The 18019-nt window shown below is 72.1% G+C and carries 20 protein-coding genes and 1 pseudogene; 9 read left to right on the plus strand and 12 right to left on the minus strand.

Features of this window, described 5'->3' with window-relative positions:
• Nucleotides 1-22: 22 nt before the first annotated feature.
• The 4 genes from AB0D74_RS01050 to AB0D74_RS01065 form a co-directional block, all read right to left on the minus strand.
• A complete protein-coding gene (locus AB0D74_RS01050) occupies nucleotides 23-985 on the minus strand; it encodes an electron transfer flavoprotein subunit alpha/FixB family protein (RefSeq protein WP_362578781.1) in 963 nt (320 codons plus the stop codon).
• Nucleotides 986-1037: 52 nt separating this feature from the next.
• Nucleotides 1038-1826, minus strand: coding sequence for an electron transfer flavoprotein subunit beta/FixA family protein (locus tag AB0D74_RS01055; RefSeq protein WP_362578784.1), 789 nt, complete (start codon nucleotides 1824-1826; stop codon nucleotides 1038-1040).
• 241 nt (nucleotides 1827-2067) lie between these two features.
• Nucleotides 2068-2577 (minus strand): flavin reductase family protein, encoded by a 510-nt coding sequence (locus AB0D74_RS01060; RefSeq protein ID WP_362578787.1) that lies wholly within the window; start codon nucleotides 2575-2577, stop codon nucleotides 2068-2070.
• Between the two features lie 208 nt (nucleotides 2578-2785).
• Nucleotides 2786-3199: a thioredoxin family protein gene (locus tag AB0D74_RS01065; RefSeq protein WP_362580129.1), complete on the minus strand. Its 414-nt coding sequence runs from the start codon at nucleotides 3197-3199 to the stop codon at nucleotides 2786-2788.
• A gap of 105 nt (nucleotides 3200-3304) precedes the next feature.
• On the opposite strand from AB0D74_RS01065, the gene AB0D74_RS01070 reads away from it, so the two are divergent.
• Together AB0D74_RS01070 and AB0D74_RS01075 are read left to right on the plus strand one after the other, a co-directional pair.
• On the plus strand, nucleotides 3305-3721 hold the full coding sequence (locus tag AB0D74_RS01070) for a DUF4395 domain-containing protein (protein ID WP_362578790.1): 417 nt from the start codon (nucleotides 3305-3307) through the stop codon (nucleotides 3719-3721).
• Between the two features lie 188 nt (nucleotides 3722-3909).
• Entirely contained in the window at nucleotides 3910-4638 is a 729-nt protein-coding gene (locus tag AB0D74_RS01075) for a lysophospholipid acyltransferase family protein (RefSeq protein WP_362578793.1), read from the plus strand.
• Nucleotides 4639-4641: 3 nt separating this feature from the next.
• On the opposite strand, the gene AB0D74_RS01080 is transcribed toward AB0D74_RS01075, so the two are convergent.
• The 5 genes from AB0D74_RS01080 to AB0D74_RS01100 form a co-directional block, all read right to left on the minus strand.
• On the minus strand, nucleotides 4642-5343 hold the full coding sequence (locus AB0D74_RS01080) for a phenylalanine--tRNA ligase beta subunit-related protein (protein ID WP_362578796.1): 702 nt from the start codon (nucleotides 5341-5343) through the stop codon (nucleotides 4642-4644).
• A 10-nt stretch (nucleotides 5344-5353) separates the two neighbouring features.
• Complete coding sequence (locus tag AB0D74_RS01085) at nucleotides 5354-5944, minus strand: transglutaminase family protein (protein WP_362578799.1); 591 nt, start codon at nucleotides 5942-5944, stop codon at nucleotides 5354-5356.
• A gap of 121 nt (nucleotides 5945-6065) precedes the next feature.
• Complete coding sequence (locus AB0D74_RS01090) at nucleotides 6066-7136, minus strand: low specificity L-threonine aldolase (RefSeq protein WP_362578802.1); 1071 nt, start codon at nucleotides 7134-7136, stop codon at nucleotides 6066-6068.
• Entirely contained in the window at nucleotides 7133-7891 is a 759-nt protein-coding gene (locus AB0D74_RS01095) for an SDR family oxidoreductase (RefSeq protein WP_362578805.1), read from the minus strand. The genes AB0D74_RS01090 and AB0D74_RS01095 overlap by 4 nt, the downstream gene beginning before the upstream one ends.
• Before the next feature lie 38 nt (nucleotides 7892-7929).
• Nucleotides 7930-9327, minus strand: coding sequence for a DUF6421 family protein (locus AB0D74_RS01100; RefSeq protein WP_362578808.1), 1398 nt, complete (start codon nucleotides 9325-9327; stop codon nucleotides 7930-7932).
• Nucleotides 9328-9741: 414 nt separating this feature from the next.
• Here AB0D74_RS01100 and AB0D74_RS01105 point away from each other — a divergent pair, with 414 nt between their 5' ends.
• Entirely contained in the window at nucleotides 9742-10425 is a 684-nt protein-coding gene (locus tag AB0D74_RS01105; protein ID WP_362578811.1) for a glycerophosphodiester phosphodiesterase family protein, read from the plus strand.
• Between the two features lie 16 nt (nucleotides 10426-10441).
• Here the strand turns inward: AB0D74_RS01105 and AB0D74_RS01110 are convergent, their stop codons facing one another.
• Nucleotides 10442-10981, minus strand: coding sequence for a GNAT family N-acetyltransferase (locus AB0D74_RS01110; protein WP_362580131.1), 540 nt, complete (start codon nucleotides 10979-10981; stop codon nucleotides 10442-10444).
• A gap of 123 nt (nucleotides 10982-11104) precedes the next feature.
• Between AB0D74_RS01110 and AB0D74_RS01115 the strand changes: the two genes are divergently transcribed.
• Nucleotides 11105-11497: a VOC family protein gene (locus tag AB0D74_RS01115; RefSeq protein ID WP_362578814.1), complete on the plus strand. Its 393-nt coding sequence runs from the start codon at nucleotides 11105-11107 to the stop codon at nucleotides 11495-11497.
• 59 nt (nucleotides 11498-11556) lie between these two features.
• Here AB0D74_RS01115 and AB0D74_RS01120 read toward each other — a convergent pair whose 3' ends face one another.
• Nucleotides 11557-12165: a MarR family transcriptional regulator gene (locus AB0D74_RS01120; protein WP_362578817.1), complete on the minus strand. Its 609-nt coding sequence runs from the start codon at nucleotides 12163-12165 to the stop codon at nucleotides 11557-11559.
• The gene (locus tag AB0D74_RS01125; RefSeq protein ID WP_362578820.1) at nucleotides 12162-13820 is read right to left on the minus strand and encodes an FUSC family protein; all 1659 of its coding nucleotides are present in this window, start codon (nucleotides 13818-13820) and stop codon (nucleotides 12162-12164) included. Before AB0D74_RS01125 ends, AB0D74_RS01120 begins: the two co-directional genes overlap by 4 nt.
• A gap of 165 nt (nucleotides 13821-13985) precedes the next feature.
• Between AB0D74_RS01125 and AB0D74_RS01130 the strand changes: the two genes are divergently transcribed.
• The 5 genes and pseudogenes from AB0D74_RS01130 (at nucleotide 13986) to AB0D74_RS01150 (ending at nucleotide 17923) form a co-directional block, all read left to right on the plus strand.
• The gene (locus AB0D74_RS01130) at nucleotides 13986-14528 is read left to right on the plus strand and encodes a DUF5134 domain-containing protein (protein WP_362578823.1); all 543 of its coding nucleotides are present in this window, start codon (nucleotides 13986-13988) and stop codon (nucleotides 14526-14528) included.
• 99 nt (nucleotides 14529-14627) lie between these two features.
• Nucleotides 14628-15563, plus strand: a complete 936-nt coding sequence (locus AB0D74_RS01135) for a M56 family metallopeptidase (protein ID WP_362578826.1) — start codon at nucleotides 14628-14630, stop codon at nucleotides 15561-15563.
• A 56-nt stretch (nucleotides 15564-15619) separates the two neighbouring features.
• Nucleotides 15620-16291: a phosphatase PAP2 family protein gene (locus AB0D74_RS01140; protein WP_362578829.1), complete on the plus strand. Its 672-nt coding sequence runs from the start codon at nucleotides 15620-15622 to the stop codon at nucleotides 16289-16291.
• Between the two features lie 35 nt (nucleotides 16292-16326).
• Nucleotides 16327-17043: pseudogene (locus AB0D74_RS01145) on the plus strand (HAD-IA family hydrolase); the annotation flags it as partial.
• Between the two features lie 172 nt (nucleotides 17044-17215).
• Nucleotides 17216-17923: a helix-turn-helix domain-containing protein gene (locus AB0D74_RS01150; RefSeq protein ID WP_362578832.1), complete on the plus strand. Its 708-nt coding sequence runs from the start codon at nucleotides 17216-17218 to the stop codon at nucleotides 17921-17923.
• Nucleotides 17924-18019 lie beyond the last annotated feature (96 nt).

Below are 18019 nucleotides of genomic sequence, written 5' to 3' on the forward strand. Positions count from 1 at the left end.
TCGGACTGCCGGGCGGCGGTGATCAGCCCTTGCGGGTCTTGACCTCTTCGGTGAGCTGGGGGACGACGTCGAAGAGGTCGCCGACGACACCGAAGTCGACGAGTTCGAAGATCGGGGCTTCGGCGTCCTTGTTGACGGCCACGATCGTCTTGGAGGTCTGCATGCCCGCGCGGTGCTGGATGGCGCCGGAGATGCCGTTGGCGATGTACAGCTGCGGGGACACGCTCTTGCCGGTCTGGCCGACCTGGTTGGTGTGCGGGTACCAGCCCGCGTCCACCGCGGCGCGGGAGGCGCCGACGGCCGCGCCGAGGGAGTCGGCGAGGGCCTCGATGATCGCGAAGTTCTCCGCACCGTTGACACCCCGGCCACCGGAGACGACGATCGCGGCCTCGGTCAGCTCCGGACGCCCGGTCGACTCGCGCGGGGTGCGGCCGGTGACCTTGGTCCCGGTCGCGGCGGCGGAGAAGGTCACCGCGAGGGCCTCGACCGTACCGGCGGCCGGGGCGGCCTCCACGGCGGCGCTGTTGGGCTTGACGGTGATGACCGGGGTGCCCTTGGAGACACGGGACTTGGTGGTGAAGGACGCGGCGAACACCGACTGGGTGGCCACCGGGCCCTCCGCGCCGGCCTCCAGGTCGACGGCGTCGGTGATGATGCCGGAGTTGATGCGCAGCGCGAGGCGGGCGGCGATCTCCTTGCCCTCGGCGGAGGAGGGGACCAGCACGGCGGCCGGGGACACCGCGGCGACGGCGGCCTGCAGCGCGTCGACCTTCGGGACGACCAGGTAGTCGGCGTACTCGGACGCATCGTGCGTCAGCACGCGGGTCGCGCCGTGCTCGGCGAGGACGGCGGCGGTGCCGGCGGCACCGGCACCCAGCGCAACCGCGACGGGCTCACCGATACGACGGGCCAGCGTCAGCAGCTCCAGAGTGGGCTTGCGGACGGCACCGTCCACGTGGTCGACGTAGACGAGGACTTCAGCCATGGGAATGCTCTCCTGCTTGGATCAGTTGAGGGGCGGTCGGCGACTGCGGGGCTCAGATGAACTTCTGGCCCGCGAGGAACTCGGCGAGCTGCTTGCCGCCCTCGCCCTCGTCCTTGACGATCGTGCCCGCCGTACGGGCCGGACGCGCGGTGGCATCCTGGACCGCCGTCCAGGCACCCTCCAGACCGACCTCCTCCGCCTCCAGACCGAGGTCGGACAGGTCCCAGGCCTGAACCGGCTTCTTCTTCGCGGCCATGATGCCCTTGAACGACGGGTAACGCGCCTCACCCGACTGGTCGGTCACCGACACCACCGCCGGAAGCGAAGCCTCCAGCTGCTCCGAGGCCGCATCCCCGTCACGACGGCCCTTCACGGTGCCGCCCGCGACCGACACCTCGGAGAGCAGGGTCACCTGCGGGACACCCAGCCGCTCCGCCAGCAGCGCGGGAACCACACCCGCGGTGCCGTCGGTCGAGGCCATACCCGAGACCACCAGGTCGAAGCCGGCCTTCTCGATCGCCTTCGCCAAAACCAGCGAGGTGCCGATCGCGTCGGTACCGTGCAGGTCGTCGTCCTCGACGTGGATCGCCTTGTCCGCACCCATCGACAACGCCTTGCGCAGCGCGTCCTTGGCGTCCTCGGGACCCACCGTCAAAACGGTCACCTCGACGTCGTCGTCGGAATTCTCCGAGATCTGCAGCGCCTGCTCGACCGCGTACTCGTCCAGCTCGGAGAGGAGACCGTCCACGTCGTCACGGTCGACGGTCAGGTCATCGGCGAAGTGCCGGTCGCCAGTGGCGTCGGGCACGTACTTCACAGTGACAACGATCCTCAGGCTCACGCCGGCTCTCCTACTGCATCGTCTTTTCTGGGCTGCCTCTTGCAGGCAGCATAGGCGCCTCAAGCGGCTCATCCCGGTCGGGGCGGCCGTGCGCTCCGAACGAAATATTACTCACCAGTACAGCCAGTCCATGCCCGCTAAGCAAGCGCTTTGAACTGTGACCTTCGCAACGCAGCGTAACCGGAACTCGACGCGCTCGCAGAACGAGGGGTGCGTGATCCGCGGAACGGGAGCCGTGTGATCAGTCCCGCAGGCCGTTGAAGCCACCCTGGTGGTAGAGGAGCGGCCGGCCGGCGCGGGAGGGATCGCCGACGAGCACCTCGGCCAGCACGATGCGGTGGTCGCCGGCCGGCACCCGCGCCACGATCCGGCACACCAGCCACACCAGCACGTCGTCGAGGACCGGGACGCCCGCATGGCCGTCGCGCCAGTCGGTGGGCGCCCCGAACCGGTCGGCGCCGCTGCGCGCGAAGGTGGCCGCGAGCTCCGCCTGGTGCTCGCCGAGGATGTGGACGCCGATGTGCTCGGCGGTGGATATCGCGGGCCAGCTGGAGGCGCCCGTGCCGACGCCGAAGGAGACCATCGGGGGCTCTGCGGAGACGGAGGTGAGGGAGGTGGCGGTGAAGCCGACCGGGCCGTCGGCGCCACGCGCGGTGATCACCGCCACACCGGCCGCGTGCCGCCGGAAAGCGGAGCGGAGCAGGTCGGGCGAGGCGAGCTGAGGAGTGCCGAGGTCAGGCGTGGCCGTCATGGAGTTGTCCTTCTGCGAGGGGCGGCGGTCGGGTCCGTGGCTGCTCAACAGTCCGGACAGCGCGCGCTCGCGGTTCGGGCCAGGTCCACGTGCACCCGGCCGAAGAGAAGGAGTTCCTGAGGCATACAGTCAGGCTGACGATAGGTGGTGCGCCCAGTCAAGTACGTTCCGGGATATGGGAGGTGCCTCACCGTCATCGGCATACCCGTCAGACCGCCTCGCCCAGCGCGGCGATGACGTCGGCCCTGCGGGGCTGTCCGGTGGCCCTGCGCACCACCCGGCCGTCCGCGTCGAGCACCAGCACGGTGGGGGTCTTGAGGATCTCCAGTTCGCGTACGAGGTCCAGGTGCGCCTCGGCGTCGATCTCGACGTGGGTGACCCCGGGGACCATCCCGGCGACCTCGCCCAGCACCCGCCGGGTGGCCCGGCAGGGGGCGCAGAAGGCGCTGGAGAACTGCACCAGTGTGGCCCGTTCACCCAGTTCGCCGCCGAGTTCGGCCGCCCCGAGCCGCTTGCCGTCGTCGCGCCCGCGCACCCGTACCCTCCCGCTCCGCCGCCTGTGCAGCACTCCGTAGACGCTCGCCGCCGCGAGCACCGTCACGCACACCACGAGTCCGGTCATCACCGGACAAGGATCCACGAGACGGCCCACCTCCAGGAAAAGCGTTCACGAGACTGCAAAGATTCCCGGCTCCCCTACCGGCCCGCGAGGCGGAATCCTTGGTTCATGGACATCGACGCACGTGGGCCGCGGTTCGCGGCGGCCGTGACGACGGTCGTACTGGCCGTCGCGCTGATCACCCGGAGCCCCTGGCTCCTCGCCTGGCAGACGCTGGCGTTCGCGCTCGGCGCGGCCGGCGGCGTGAGCCGCTCGCCGTACGGCTGGGCCTTCCGGGCACTCGTACGACCGCGGCTCGCTCCCCCGACGGAGTTCGAGGCGCCGGAGCCCCCGCGGTTCGCACAGGCGGTCGGACTGGTCTTCGCGGGGCTCGGTCTGGTCGGATTCGCGCTGGGCCCGGCGTGGTTGGGCCTCGCGGCGACCGGGCTCGCGCTCGCCGCGGCCTTTCTCAATGCGGCGTTCGGGTACTGCCTGGGCTGCGAGATGTTCCTGCTCATGCGGCGGTTGACGGTCCGCCCGGAGTAAAGGATCGTTAAAAGCGCGAGGTGGATCAAGGGGCCCAACGTGACGAGGATCTCGCCGCGCCAGGGCACCAGGGCTGGCTCCCCGTCCGTTCTTCGGGCACCATCTGCGAGACGCCGTAAACCTACGGCTCCGTAACTTCCCGCCGGGAGCCCCTTTCCCAGGCAGAGCAGAAAGGGTCCGCCCCGCCCATGCCAGAGCTGGTCTACCGTCCCGTCATCGGTTTCGCCAAGACGTTGTTCAAGGTCTGGGACCTCAAGATCGACTGCCAGGGTTCGGAGAACATCCCGCGCTCGGGCGGCGCCGTGCTGGTGAGCAATCACATCAGCTACCTGGACTTCGTCTTCGACGGCCTCGCGGCCCTCCCGCAGAAGCGCCTGGTGCGGTTCATGGCGAAGGAGTCGGTGTTCCGGCACCGGATCTCCGGCCCGCTGATGCGCGGCATGAAGCACATCCCGGTGGACCGCAAGCAGGGTGAGGCCGCCTACCAGCACGCGCTGGAGTCGCTCAAGTCCGGTGAGATCGTGGGGGTCTTCCCGGAGGCCACGATCTCCCAGTCCTTCACGCTGAAGAGCTTCAAGTCGGGTGCCGCGCGGCTCGCGCAGGAAGCCGGCGTCCCGCTCGTCCCGATGGCGCTGTGGGGCACCCAGCGCATCTGGACCAAGGGCCAGCCGCGCAACTTCAAGCGGAACCACCTGCCCGTCACCATCCGGGTCGGCGAGCCGGTCGAAGCCCCCCGGGACCAGTACGCGGGCGCCATCACCCGTCGGCTGCGCGAGCGCGTCCAGGAGCTCCTCGACGCCGCCCAGCGCGCCTACCCGGCCCGACCGAAGGACGCGAGCGACGCCTGGTGGCTCCCGGCGCACCTGGGCGGCACGGCTCCCACGCTGGACCAGCTGAAGGCCGCCGAGGCGGTCTGAGCCTCAGCCCGCCGACTCGGGCGCGCGCACCTCGATGCGGGCGCCGGGGCTGAACTTCTCCAGCAGTTCCGCGAGTTCGGCGCCCGCCGCGGCCACCTCCGGCACCGGCATCGGGGCGAGGGTCTCCAGCAGGAAGAGGGCCGAGGCCGTCCGCTCGGTGAGGCGGGTGCGCGGGCCCTGGCGCCAGTTCCAGCGGCGGCAGGTGACTCCGGCGTCGTCGCACCACACGACCTCGCCGGCGTCGGGGTGCTCGACGGTCTCCTCGCCCCCGGCCACGGTCACGAAGTCCTCATCGCCCGTGGCGCGTACGAGGCGCATACCGCCCTGGATCAGGTCGAGGTCCTCACCGCCGACCGGGATCAGGTGGGCGACGCTGATGGCGTTGTAGAGGTCCACGAGCAGGTTGATCCGGGGCAGGCCGCCGTCCGCGAGGGCACGCTTGGCCAGCGCCTCGGCGGAGTTGCGGGTGCGGGAGGGCTTGGAACCGAAGGCCGTGTAGGCGGCCCGCCAGGCCACCATGTGCGGGTCCTCGTGCGGGGCACGCCCGTCGAGGCGTACGGCCAGCCGCCGGGCCGCGTCGTCGAGGAGGGCCGAACTCGCCTCCGTACTGGGTCCGTTGACCAGGCCGTGGGCCTCGACGGCGAGGTGTGTGAAGCCGGGTGCGAGGGCGCGTACCTCGTCGGACACGGTGAGCGTGAGAGTCATCTGCCTTGCCTCAGAGTGCGGTGGGGAGCGTCTTCCAGAGGTGCGGGCGGTCCGGCGCCGCTCTGAGGGCGCCGAGCACGACCGGATGTGGTTCAGCGTACAGGACCGGATAGTCCATCTCACTGGACCGAGGGTCCGGGACCCAGGCCAGCCGTTCGCCGTCGAGGGAGAACCGGGCGTCGAGGTCGGGTCTGTTGCCGCGCGGGTCCTGCCGGTGCCAGGCGCCGTTGAAGCGGACGGCGACCAGGCCGTGCACGACATGACCTCCGCCGTCGTGCGTCAGGCGCTGGTAGCACAGGGCGGTGGGGATGTCCTCGGCCCGCAGCAGGGCGGCCAGGGCATGGGACTTGGCATGACAGATCCCGGTGCGCCGCGCCAGCACGTCCGAGGCCCGCCAGGTCACCCGCAGGTCGCCGGAGTCCTGTGAGTGCGGGATGGCGTCGCGCACGAACTCATACGCGGCGCGCGCATAGTCATACGAGTCCTCGGCTTCTGCGGCCAGCCGGGCGGCCGTCTCCCGGACCAGGGGATGACGATGGTCGATGGCCTCGTCAGCGGCCAAGTACGCGGAGAGGTCGGCGTTGTTCTGGATCAGCTCCATGCCCGCAGAGCATAGGAATGCGACCACCCGAGCGTCAATGACTTTCCGGGTGGTCGCATATCTATGCAGCAGGCGTCCCGACAGCGTCCTGTCAGGGGCGGCGGCGCTTCCCGCGGAGCGCTCAGCGCGCCATCTCCTCCTTGAGCGCCGCCACGAACGCGTCCACGTCCTCCTCGGACGTGTCGAAGGCGCACATCCAGCGGACGTCACCGGCCGCCTCGTCCCAGAAGTAGAACCGGAAGCGCTTCTGCAGGCGCAGGCTCACGTCGTGCGGGAGCCGCGCGAAGACGCCGTTGGCCTGCACCGGGTGGAGGATCTCCACGCCGTGCACGGCCCGGACGCCCTCGGCGAGCCGCTGGGCCATCCCGTTGGCGTGCCGGGCGTTGCGCAGCCACAGGTCCTTGGCGAGCAGCGCCTCCAACTGCACCGACACGAAGCGCATCTTGGAGGCGAGCTGCATGGACAGCTTGCGCAGGTGCTTCATGTGGCTGACGGCGTCCTGGTTGATCACCACGACCGCCTCGCCGAAGATCGCGCCGTTCTTGGTGCCGCCCAGGGAGAGGATGTCGACGCCGACGGCGTTGGTGAACGTGCGCATCGGGACGTCCAGGGAGGCCGCCGCGTTGGCTATCCGGGAGCCGTCCAGGTGCACCTTCATGCCGTGCGCGTGGGCGTGCTCGCAGATCGCGCGGATCTCGTCGGGCGTGTACAGGGTGCCCAGCTCGGTGCTCTGGGTGATCGACACCACCTGGGGCATCGCCCGGTGCTCGTCGTCCCAGCCGTACGCCTGCCGGTCGATGAGGTCCGGGGTGAGTTTGCCGTCGGGGGTGGGGACGGTGAGCAGCTTGAGGCCGCCCATGCGCTCGGGGGCGCCGCCCTCGTCGACGTTGATGTGCGCGCTCTCGGCGCAGATCACCGCGCCCCAGCGGTCGGTGACCGCCTGGAGCGCGACGACGTTCGCACCGGTGCCGTTGAAGACCGGGAAGGCCTCCGCCGTCGCCCCGAAGTGGCTGCGGACGATCCGCTGGAGGTTCTCCGTGTACTCGTCCTCGCCGTACGCCACCTGGTGGCCGCCGTTGGCGAGGGCCAGGGCGGCCAGCACCTCGGGGTGGGCTCCGGCGTAGTTGTCACTGGCGAAACCGCGGACCTGGGGGTCGTGGTGGCGACGCGCGTCGGTCCTGGGGGGGTTCACGGCTTCTCGGTCAGCCACAGACGGTTTCCGTTCACTTCGGCGGCGGACCTGCTCCAGACGCCCTCGACCGCCTCGGCGAGGTCCTTGACGTCCGTGAAGCCCGCGAACTTCGCGTTGGGCCGCTCGGCGCGCATCGCGTCGTGCACCAACGCCTTCACCACCAGGATCGCAGCAGCGGAGGTGGGGCCCTCGGAGCCCTCGGTGATCCCGGCCTTGCGGAAGCCGTCGGCCATGGCGAGCGTCCAGGCCTCGGCGGCGGCCTTGGCCGCGGAGTAGGCGGCGTTGCCGGCGGTGGGCTTCGACGCGCCCGCGGCGCTGATCAGCACGTACCGGCCGCGCTCGCTGCGCAGCAGGGCGTCGTAGAAGGCCAGGGAGGTGTGCTGGACGGTGCGGATCAGCAGCTTCTCCAGCAGGTCCCAGTCGGCGAGGTCGGTCTCGGTGAAGGTGGCGCTGCCGCGCCAGCCGCCGACCAGGTGGACCAGGCCGTCGATGCGGCCGTGGTCCTTCTCGATGCGGTCGGCCCAGGCCCGGGTCGACTCCAGGTCGAGCAGGTCGACCGTCTCGCCGGTGACCACGGCGCCGCCGCCCGCGTACCGGGCCGCGTCCACGGCCTCCGCCAGGCGCTCGGGACTGTTGTCGGCGCCGACGACGGTCGCGCCCGCCTCCGCCAGCCTGACCAGCGTCGCGTGCCCGGCGGGTCCGCCCGCCCCGGCCACCGCGATCACCGCACCACTGAGAGACCCGTTGCCCGCCATGTGCTTCCCCTCTTGAGCAGTGTTCCGCCGCCGGTCGCTCACGCGGCGACCGGCTCGGCGCTGTCCGCCGTGATGCCCTTGGTCTCGGCGATCACGTTCTTCAGTTTCTTGGACAGGGCCTCGTAGAACATGCTCAGCGGAAACTCGTCCGGAAGCACGTCGTCCACGAGCTTGCGCGGCGGCAGGCTCAGGTCCAGGGCGTCCGGGCCCTTGGCCCACTTCGAGCCGGGGTGCGGGGCGAGGTAGGTGGCGACCAGCTCGTACCCGGCGAACCAGTGGACGAGCTTCGGGCGGTCGATGCCGTCCTTGTACAGCTTCTCGATCTCGGCGCACAGCTGGTTGGTGACCTGCGGGGCGCGCTCCCAGTCGACGGCGAGCTTGTTGTCGGTCCAGCGGACGACGTCGTGCTTGTGCAGGTAGGCGAAGAGCAGCTGGCCGCCGAGCCCGTCGTAGTTGCGGACGCGGTCGCCGGTGACCGGGAAGCGGAACATGCGGTCGAAGAGGACCGCGTACTGCACGTCACGGGCCTGCGGAACGCCGTCCGTCTGGAGCTTCACGGCCTCCTTGAAGGCGGTGAGGTCGCAGCGCAGCTCCTCCAGGCCGTACATCCAGAACGGCTGGCGCTGCTTGATCATGAACGGGTCGAACGGCAGGTCGCCGTGGCTGTGGGTGCGGTCGTGGACCATGTCCCACAGGACGAAGGCCTCCTCGCAGCGCTTCTGGTCGTGGACCATCGCGGCGACGTCCGCGGGCAGTTCCAGGCCCAGGATGCCGACGGCCGCGTCGGTGACCCGGCGGAAGCGGGCGGCCTCGCGGTCGCAGAAGATGCCGCCCCAGGAGAATCGTTCCGGCGCCTCGCGTACGGCGATGGTCTCCGGGAAGAGGACGGCGGAGTTGGTGTCGTACCCGGCCGTGAAGTCCTCGAAGGTGATGCCGCAGAACAGCGGGTTGTCGTACCGGGTGCGCTCCAGCTCGGCCAGCCAGTCCGGCCAGACCATGCGCAACACGACCGCCTCCAGGTTGCGGTCCGGGTTGCCGTTCTGCGTGTACATCGGGAAGACGACCAGGTGCTGGAGGCCGTCCGCGCGGCCCGCGGCGGGCTGGAAGGCGAGCAGCGAGTCGAGGAAGTCGGGCACCTGGAAGCCGCCGACGGCCCAGCGCCGCAGGTCCGTCACCAGTGCCTTGTGGTAGTCGGCGTCGTGCGGGAGCAGCGGGGACAGCTCTTCCACGGCCTCGGCGACACGCCGTACGGCCGCCTCGGCGTCGGCCCGCGCGGGCGCGCCCTCGGCGTCGAGGTCGATGGAGCCGTCCTTCGACTGCCATGGCCGGATCCGCTCCACGGCATCCTTGAGCACGGGCCACGCCGGGTGCTCGACCACCCTGGTCACGGGAGGAACCTGCTCCTCCGAACCCACCTGCACAAGAATTTCCGTCATGACCCATCCTCCACGGGAGAAGCTTCCGTAAGGACACCGTATGCATACAGGCTTTCTCCCAGCAAGGGGGTGATCAGGAAATTATCCTGTGGCATCCCGACTTCACCGCGCTTTTTCCTGTGCGAAACCGTGAAGGCGCTCACATTCACTACGTCCGGTGACGGGGCGTCAGCTCCGGAGGACCGTCGGGATCCGGCCGGTCAATGCGCGGGGAGACGCGCCCACCACCGGGTGACCGCCGACCGGGGCACGGGCCAGGTGCCGCGCACCCGGCACACCAATCCCCTCGTGTACGTACGGGTTCATCGCGACGGGCGGCCATTAGGCTGCGCCCAGCCGCGTGGACAGCGACGTCCCGTCGTACGGTTCGCGCGCCTGCACCCATCGCCGCCGTCGACGGAAGCGAGTTGAATCTTGAACTTCCTTACCATCGGTCACCGCGGAGTCATGGGCGTCGAGCCCGAGAACACCCTCCGTTCCTTCGTCGCCGCCCAGCAGGCCGGCCTCGACCTGATCGAACTCGATCTCCACCTCAGCAAGGACGGCGCCCTGGTCGTCATGCACGACGCGGAGGTGGACCGCACGACCGACGGCACCGGCCCGATCGCCGAGAAGACCCTGGAGGAGCTGCGCGGTCTCGACGCCGGCCGGGGCGAGCGGGTGCCGGTGTTCGAGGAGGTCCTGGACGCGGTGCGGACACCGTTGCAGGCCGAGATCAAGGACGTGGCCGCGGCCCGCGCGCTGGCCGAGGTCATGCAGCGGCGGGACCTGGTCTCCCGGGTGGAGGTGTCCTCGTTCCACGACGAGGCGGTCGCCGAGATCGCCCGGCTGGTACCCGGGGTGCGCACCGCGCTGATCGCCAGCCGGTACGGCACCGACGTCGTGGAGCGGGCCCAGGAGGCGGGGGCCGCGACCCTCTGCCTGAACATCCGCCGGATGACCCTGGAGGTCGTCGAGCACGCCCGCAAGGCGGACCTGCGGGTGATCGGCTGGGTGGTGAACACCCAGGACGACCTGCGGCTGGTGCGCGCCCTCCAGCTGGACGGTGCGACGACCGACTACCCGGAGATCAAACGCACCGCCCGCTTCACGGCCTGAACGCCGGCCGGCGCTCTCACACCAGTGGCTTGACCAGCAGCTCGAACTGCAGGTCGGCGCGCTGGGGAATGCCGAAGCGCTCCTCGCCGTACGGGAACGGCGTCATCTTCCCCGTACGGCGGTAGCCGCGCCGCTCGTACCAGGCGATCAGGTCCTCGCGCACCGAGATCACCGTCATGCGCATCTCCGTCACGCCCCAGTCCTCGCGGGCCTGGCGCTCCGCCTCGGCGATGACGACCTTGCCGAGACCGGCGCCCTGGAGGACGGGGCTCACCGCGAACATGCCGAAGTAGGCGTGGTCGCCGCGGTGTTCGAGCTGGCAGCAGGCGACGATCCCGCCGCCCTGCTCGACGACGAGCAGCTTGCCGTCCGGTGCCTTGATCACTTCGAGGACGCCCTCGGGATCGGTCCGCTGCCCCTCCAGGATGTCCGCCTCGGTGGTCCAGCCGACCCGGCTGTCGTCGCCCCGGTAGGCCGACTCGACCAACGCGACCAGGACGTCCACGTCGGCGTCGGTGGCGTCGCGGAAGGACGGTCCGGCGGCGGCGTTCTCCATGGGCGGGATCTCCGATCTCACGTGCTGCTGATCTCAGTGCTGCTGAGCCGGTCACGAGCCTATCCCCGCTCCCCCGGTCCCCTTCCCGGCTCCCGCGGTGGCCTGCCACTACGCTCCGGTCGCATGGTGCATGTGCTGAGCGGCCGTACGCTGATCCACCCCACCGACCCCGAGCGGTCCCGCGCCTTCTACGGGGAGCAGCTCGGGCTCGCCGTCTACCGCGAGTTCGGGGAGGGCCGGGAGCGCGGCACGGTCTACTTCCTCGGCGGCGGGTTCCTGGAGGTCTCCGGCCGGTCGGACACGCCGCCCTCGCCTGCCGTGCAGCTGTGGCTGCAGGTCGCGGACGTGACGGCGGCGCACGAGGAGCTGGTGGCGAAGGGCGTCGCGATCGTGCGCCCGCCCGTGAAGGAGCCGTGGGGGCTGGTCGAGATGTGGACCGCCGATCCGGACGGGATCAGGATCGTGCTGGTGGAGGTACCGGCCGACCATCCGCTGCGGTACCGGCCGGGGATCTGAGCGGGTCCGTCGGGCAGGGAGTCCAGGACGGTCGGCCGGGCTGGGCCGTACCGGCGGGATCAGGCCCGCAGCGCGCCCATACGGCCCTCCAGGCGGCCCAGCAACTCGGCCAGGAGTCCCGCCAGTTCGCCCTGGCCCTCGGGGGCGAGGACGGAGAGCACGGCCGTCTCGTAGGCGAGTTGCTCGGGCAGGATGTCATCGACGAGGTCGCGGCCCGCGTCGGTGAGGCGGAGGTGGGCGACCCTGCGGTCCCGGGCGTCGCCGCGCCGCTCGACCAGGCCGCGTTCGCTGAGCTGCTTGAGGCGTTTGGTGACGGCGGCGCCGGAGGAGAAGGTCTCCTTGGCCAGCTCGCTCGGCGTCAGCTCGTGGCCGGTGCGGCGGAGCGCGCCGAGCAGGTCGAACTCGGGGCGGCTGAGGCCGGCCCGGCGCAGCGGGGCGTCCTCGGCCTGCTGGAGGAGGGCGGCGCAGCGGTTGATCCGGCCGATGACCTCCATGGGCCCCGTGTCCAGCGCCGGATGGACGCTCCGCCACTGCCGGACGACGGCCGCGACGGTGTCGTCCCTGCCGGCCCCCCTGCCCGCACCGCCACCCGCACCGTTGCCCACGCCTCCTCCCACGCCTCTGTCCGCGTCGCTCCCGGCCGCCGGTCGTCCGTTGGTCGCCGTCATGGCCGTACGTCCTCCGTAGTCCTCGCGCCGTCCCAGGAGTGCGTTCCCTGGCGTCGTACCGTCGCGGCGAGCGTACGGTGTCCGGACTGCTCGGCGAGCACGACCCGCTCCTGGGGCAGTGCGCGCTGCCACCACTCGCCGGACGCGGCGTCGGCCGTGGCGCGCAGGTCCGCCAGGGCGGCGGACAGGGTGCGGCGGGCGGCCTCCAGGGCGCGCGGGGCCGGCTGCGGCCCGGCGAGCAGGCGGGCGGCCTCTTCGCGGGCCCGTTCGACGCGGGTCAGGGCGTGTTCGATCCGGTCGCCGGCCCGGCGGTTGGTGACGACGACGGCGGTGCCGAAGCCGACGAGCGCGCCGACCAGGGTGTCCACCACCCGCTCGGTGATCAGCTGCCCCGCGTCCTGGGTGCGGGCGAACTCGGTGACGAGCAGCGCCATCGGGGTGACGCAGACGCTGCCGAGCCAGTAGTTGCGGCCGATCAGGGCCTCGGCGCCGAAGTTGAAGGCGAGGCAGCACAGGACCAGGACGGCCGGGTGGAGGTGGGCGAGCGGTACGACGGCGGCGAAGACGAGGACGCCGAGGAGGTTGCCGACGACGCGCTGGACGCCCCGGCTCCAGGTGAGGGTGGTGTTGGCCTGGTAGAGGGAGGCGGCGGTGACCAGCGCCCAGTAGGGGCGGCCGACGCCGAGGGCGAGGGAGGCGTAGCCGGCCAGGGCGCAGCCGAGCGCGGTGCGGGCGGCGAGGGGTGCGAGCGGGCCGAGCCGGTGCCACAACGGGCGCTGCGGGACGGAGCGTTCGGCGTCGATGCCGAGGAGGTCGTCGTCGGCGCCGGCGACGCGCGGGACGCGTCGGGTGCCGCGCAACGCGCGGGCCCAGCCGCGCAGCAGCGCCGGGGCGGCGTCCGCCGGGGCGGCGAGGGCGACCTCGGCGCGGACGACGAGGTGTTCGAGGGCGCGGCGGGTGCGGTCGGTGCGGGCGCCGGTGGCGAGCAGGGACTGCCAGGCGGCCTGTACGGCGCCGGCCGCGGCGGCCCGGGCCCGGTCGTGGCCGACTCCGGTGCCGCGGGTGTCGGCGTAGGCGGCGGTGGCGTTCAGGGCGTGGGCGGTGGCCCGGCGTTCGGGACCGTGCGGGCGCAGCAGCCCGGGGGCCATGCCGACCAGCCAGGCCCAGGCGCCCGCGGCGAGGGCGAGGCCGAGGTGGCCGGGGACCTGGCCGAGGGTCTGCGGGGCGAACAGGGAGGCGGAGCTGATGAAGGTGAGGACCACGTTCCCGGGCGGGCCGACGCGGGTGGCGTCGCAGAGGGCCTTCTGCACCGCGGCCATGAGCGCGCCGACGGTCACCAGGACGACCGCGTTCGTGGTGAGCGAGGCCGCGGTCAGTGCGACGGCGAGGCCGCCGACCATGCCGAGGACCACCCGGGCCAGGGTGCGGGCGCGGGCGGGATAGGGGCGGTTGTGGCCGTAGAGGGCGCACAGCGATCCGGCCATCGTGTACATCGCCAGGTCGAGGCGGCCGAGGGCCAGCAGGGCCAGGTTGGGCGGGGCGACCGCGGCGACCACGCTGCAGGCGGGCTTGAACCAGATGTCGGAGGGCCGGCCGAGGCGCAGCACCCCGGCGAGGGGCAGACGGCGGGTGGTGGCGGGGGTCGCGGTGCTCATACCCATCAATTTAGCATGTGTTTTACTCGTAAAACATTCTCGAACGGCCCTGCTCACAGGCTGTGCTCCGGCGAATGCTCCCCGTGTACATCCTTGCGCTCGCGTGCGCGCCGTACGGCCGGGGCATCGCATCCATCGACGCGACGTCGAGCGGGGAGGTGCGCCGTGCACGGACCGGCTTCGCCCGGCTGGCTGCTGGTCGCGCTGTGCGCGGCGACCGGCGCCTACTGCCTGCTGCGGATGCGCAGCAGCGTCCGGGAACAGCGGCGCGCCGCGGGCGGCGAGGCGCTGATGGGGTTCGGCATGGCCGCCATGGCCGTGCCCGCGACGGTGTTCACCCCGCCGGGGTGGACATGGCCGCTGTACGCGGCGGTGTTCGGCACGGCCGCGCTGCGCGCCCTGTGGAGCGCCCGCAGCAGCCCGCACCATCGGCACCACCTGGTCGGGGCGGCGGCGATGGTCTACATGGCGGTGGCGATGGCCGCCGAGCCCGGCGCCCACCATCACGGCGGCGCCGGAGTCCCCCTGGTGACAGGGGTGTTGCTGGTCTACTTCACGGGCTACGTGCTGCTGTCCGGGGCGCGGCTCGTCCCGGTCGCGGTCACCGCCGGGACAGCGCCCCTCCGCTGGGGCGACCGGCCCGAGCTGGCCCAGGCGTGCCGGCTGTCGATGGGGATCGGCATGGTGGCGATGCTGCTGGCGCTGTGAGGGGGGCGGGGACGGCACTCGCGGCACGGACGTTGCCTGCGTCACTTTGGCGTAATGCCCTGTACCCGTGAGCGGTTCCCCGCTCATAGGGTGCTGGCCATGATGGTCCCCGTGGCACTGCTGCTGCTCGGCGCCCTGACCGCCGTGGCCGGCCCCCGACTGCTCGCCCGGGCCGACTGGACGGACCGGGAGCCGGTGGTCGCGCTGTGGGTGTGGCAGTGCGTCGTGGCGGCCGTCCTGCTGTGCTGCGCGCTGTCGATGACGCTGAGCGCGGCGGCAGCCTGGCAGGCGGTGCGCGGGCACGTGTTCGCGACCGCCCCGAACGGGGTGGTGGACGCCTACGCGCTCTCCACGACCGGCCCGTGGGCGGCGGTGACCGCGGTGGCCCTCGCCTGCGCCGGGCTGTGGAGCGGGGCGATGCTGGTGCGGGAGATCGCGCGGGCCAGGGCCAGGCGCAACCGGCAGCAGGCCGAACTGCGGCTCCGGTCACCGCTGTTGCCCGGCGAGGAACCGGCCGACGGCCGGCTCGTCGTCCTGGAGGGCGAGCGCCCGGACGCCTGGTGGCTGCCCGGAGCGGCGCCCCAACTCGTCGTGACCACGGCCGCGTTGCGTCGCCTGAAGGGCCGTCAGCTGGACGCGGTCCTCGCCCACGAGCAGGGCCACGCGCAGGCCCGGCACGACTGGCTGCTGCACTGCTCGGCCGCGCTGGCGGGCGGGTTCCCACAGATCCCGGTGTTCGCCGCGTTCCGCGACGAGATGCACCGACTGGTCGAACTGGCCGCGGACGACGTGGCGTCGCGGCGCCACGGCCGTCTCACCACCGCGCTCGCCCTGGTCGAACTCAACGAGGACCGGGGGGTGTTCGGCCCCGGGCCGACCCCGCACGCCCATGTCCCGCAGCGGGTCGACCGGTTGCTCACCGCCCCGGACCGCCTCCCCGCCCGGCACCGGCTGCGACTGACCGCGACGGCCGCCCTGGTCCCGGTGATCCCAGTGCTGGTGGCGCTCGTACCGAGTCTGCGCGCCCTCGGATAAAGCCGTATCCGTCGGAGGAATTGCCCTGCGGGCAATGGTTCGGCAAAGATCGCGTCATGTTCCCCCCGCCCGACGACCGCCCTGCTCCCCTTCTCACGACCGCCGTCCTCGCCCTGTCCTCGGCGCTGCTGCTGGCCCTCGTCGCCGGCGAGTGGCCTCCGCTGGTAGCGGTGGACGAGGGCATAGCCGACGCCACCCACCGCTGGGCCGTGGCGGACCACGGCACCACACAGGTGCTGCGCGTCCTGGCGGACTGGGTCTGGGACCCGCTGACCATGCGCCTGCTGTGCGCCGCGGTCGCGGTGTGGCTGGTGTGGCGGCACTCGGCCTGGCGGACCGCGCTGTGGCTGGCCCTGACCTGTGCGCTCGGTACGGCCGCCCAGCAGTCCCTCAAGGCCGCCGTCGACCGCCCGCGACCGGCCTGGCCCGACCCGGTCGACTCCGCTCCTTACGCGGCCTTCCCCTCCGGCCACGCCATGACGGCGACGGTGGTCTGCGGCCTGCTGCTGTGGCTGCTGCACCGCTGCGGCGCCGGTCCCGCGCTACGGCGTACGGCGCTGGCCGCGGCCGTTGTCTCGGTTCTGGGCGTCGGCCTGACCCGGGTGTGGCTCGGCGTCCACTGGCCCTCGGACGTGCTCGGCGGCTGGCTGCTCGGCGCCCTGGTGGTGGCGCTCGCGGTGCTGGCGTACGAGTGGGCGCGCGACCGCCGGGGACACCCTCACCCGTAGCCCGCGCCACGACGGCCGTCGGTAGAGTCCGGCACATGACTGCCGCGCCCTCCACCGCTGTGCTCCCGACCGCCGTGCTCTTCGACTTCTCCGGAACCCTCTTCCGCATCGAGTCCACCGAATCCTGGCTGCGGGCGGTGCTCGCCGGCACCGGAGTACCGCTCTCCGAGGCCGAGTCGACGGAGGCCGCGCGGGCGCTGGAAGTGGCAGGGGCACAGCCCGGCGGCGCCTTCCCGGTCGCGGTGCCCGCGGAGCTGTCCGGGGTGTGGGCGGTGCGGGACGAGAGCGCGGAGCTGCACCGGGCCGCGTACACCGGCCTGTCCCGGCGGGTGGCCCTGCCGGATCCCGGTCTGCACGACGCCCTGTACGAGCGGCACATGGACCCGCGCGCCTGGTCGCCTTACCCCGACGCCGCCCGGGTCCTGCGGACGCTGCGCGAGCACGGCGTCGGGGTCGGTGTGGTCAGCAACATCGGCTGGGACCTGCGCCCGGTCTTCCGCGAGCACGGGCTCGACGCCTACGTGGACGCCTACGTCCTGTCGTACGAACACGGCGTCCAGAAACCCGATCCGCGGCTCTTCACGGTCGCCCTCGACGCGCTCGGGGCCGAGCCGGGCGAGACGCTGATGGTCGGGGACAGCAGGCATGCCGACGGCGGGGCGGCGGCGCTCGGCTGCCGGGTGCACTTCGTGGACCATCTGCCGGTGGCCGAACGGCCGAACGCGCTGCTGCCGGTCCTGGACCTGGTGGGCGCGGCCCGCCGACCGGCCACGCCCACCCAGGCCTGTTCAGGGCTGCCGTCCGCCCGAGACGCTCCCCCGTGTCGCCCCGGACGGACGGCAGCCCTGAACAGGCCCCGCACAGGGCGGTGCCCACTGCGTCGATTATAGTTGGCTGGCAGCCAGTCAACGCAGGAGTTCCAGGATGTCCCCGCGCAGCCCCTCGGTCAATGAAGAATTGCGCAGGCGTTCGCGCGAGCGGCTGCTCCAGGCCGCGGTGGAGCTGGTCGACGAGCACGGCTTCGAGGCGACCACGCTGGGTGCCATCGCGGACCGGGCGGGATCGGCGCGCGGACTGGTGTCGTACTACTTCCCGGGCAAGCGCCAGCTGCTCCAGTCCGCCGTGCACCGGCTGATGCACCGCACGCTGGAGGAGGCGCTGGAGCACGAGCCGCACACCGAGGACGGGCGGGAGCGGCTGGCCCGGGCCATCGACTCGATCCTGGGTCTCGCGCAGGACCGTCCGGTGCTGATGCGCCAGCACATGGCGGGCCTGCTGCAGGCCGAGGGCTTCGTGCAGTGCCCCGAGCAGCGGCGGCTGGCGGAGCTGCTCGGCGACACCGTCGCCCGGTACGGCTCGCAGCACGTCGAGACCGACTACCCCATGCTGCGCGCGATGCTGATGGGCGCGGTGTACGCGGCACTGGTGCCGGGCGTGCCGATGCCGATCCCGGCGCTGCGGGCGGAGCTGTTCGAGCGCTACGGGCTCGACCGGGAGCTGGGCCTGCCGCCGGAGTCGGCACCCGCGGCCGAACGGCGGGACCTGTCGCGGTTCTTCGCCACGGAGGACCGGACCGAGCCGGGACCCGGGTCCGAGTCGGAGTCCAGGTCCGAGCCCGAGCCCGAGCCCTGATGCCGGGGCCGGCGGCCTCCGGGCGGTGGCGGGCGTTGGTGCGGAACGGGCGAACGCCTGACCCCGAAGGCCGCGGCCGGACTGCCGGTTTCAGGC

This window comes from Streptomyces sp. NPDC048278, assembly GCF_040652195.1.
In the GTDB taxonomy this organism is placed as follows: Bacteria; Actinomycetota; Actinomycetes; order Streptomycetales; family Streptomycetaceae; genus Streptomyces.

Excerpts from the sequence above, each read along its gene's own strand:
- AB0D74_RS01065 (WP_362580129.1), bottom strand. The coding sequence starts at position 3,199 with ATGACCGGACTCGTGGTGTGCGTGACGGTGCTCGCGGCGGCGAGCGTC.
- AB0D74_RS01100 (WP_362578808.1), bottom strand. The coding sequence starts at position 9,327 with ATGACGGAAATTCTTGTGCAGGTGGGTTCGGAGGAGCAGGTTCCTCCC.
- AB0D74_RS01110 (WP_362580131.1), bottom strand. The coding sequence starts at position 10,981 with ATGGAGAACGCCGCCGCCGGACCGTCCTTCCGCGACGCCACCGACGCC.
- AB0D74_RS01070 (WP_362578790.1), top strand. The coding sequence starts at position 3,305 with ATGGACATCGACGCACGTGGGCCGCGGTTCGCGGCGGCCGTGACGACG.
- AB0D74_RS01085 (WP_362578799.1), bottom strand. The coding sequence starts at position 5,944 with ATGGAGCTGATCCAGAACAACGCCGACCTCTCCGCGTACTTGGCCGCT.
- AB0D74_RS01140 (WP_362578829.1), top strand. The coding sequence starts at position 15,620 with ATGTTCCCCCCGCCCGACGACCGCCCTGCTCCCCTTCTCACGACCGCC.
- AB0D74_RS01050 (WP_362578781.1), bottom strand. The coding sequence starts at position 985 with ATGGCTGAAGTCCTCGTCTACGTCGACCACGTGGACGGTGCCGTCCGC.
- AB0D74_RS01125 (WP_362578820.1), bottom strand. The coding sequence starts at position 13,820 with ATGAGCACCGCGACCCCCGCCACCACCCGCCGTCTGCCCCTCGCCGGG.
- AB0D74_RS01115 (WP_362578814.1), top strand. The coding sequence starts at position 11,105 with ATGGTGCATGTGCTGAGCGGCCGTACGCTGATCCACCCCACCGACCCC.
- AB0D74_RS01135 (WP_362578826.1), top strand. The coding sequence starts at position 14,628 with ATGATGGTCCCCGTGGCACTGCTGCTGCTCGGCGCCCTGACCGCCGTG.
- AB0D74_RS01075 (WP_362578793.1), top strand. The coding sequence starts at position 3,910 with ATGCCAGAGCTGGTCTACCGTCCCGTCATCGGTTTCGCCAAGACGTTG.
- AB0D74_RS01120 (WP_362578817.1), bottom strand. The coding sequence starts at position 12,165 with ATGACGGCGACCAACGGACGACCGGCGGCCGGGAGCGACGCGGACAGA.
- AB0D74_RS01060 (WP_362578787.1), bottom strand. The coding sequence starts at position 2,577 with ATGACGGCCACGCCTGACCTCGGCACTCCTCAGCTCGCCTCGCCCGAC.
- AB0D74_RS01095 (WP_362578805.1), bottom strand. The coding sequence starts at position 7,891 with ATGGCGGGCAACGGGTCTCTCAGTGGTGCGGTGATCGCGGTGGCCGGG.
- AB0D74_RS01080 (WP_362578796.1), bottom strand. The coding sequence starts at position 5,343 with ATGACTCTCACGCTCACCGTGTCCGACGAGGTACGCGCCCTCGCACCC.
- AB0D74_RS01150 (WP_362578832.1), top strand. The coding sequence starts at position 17,216 with ATGTCCCCGCGCAGCCCCTCGGTCAATGAAGAATTGCGCAGGCGTTCG.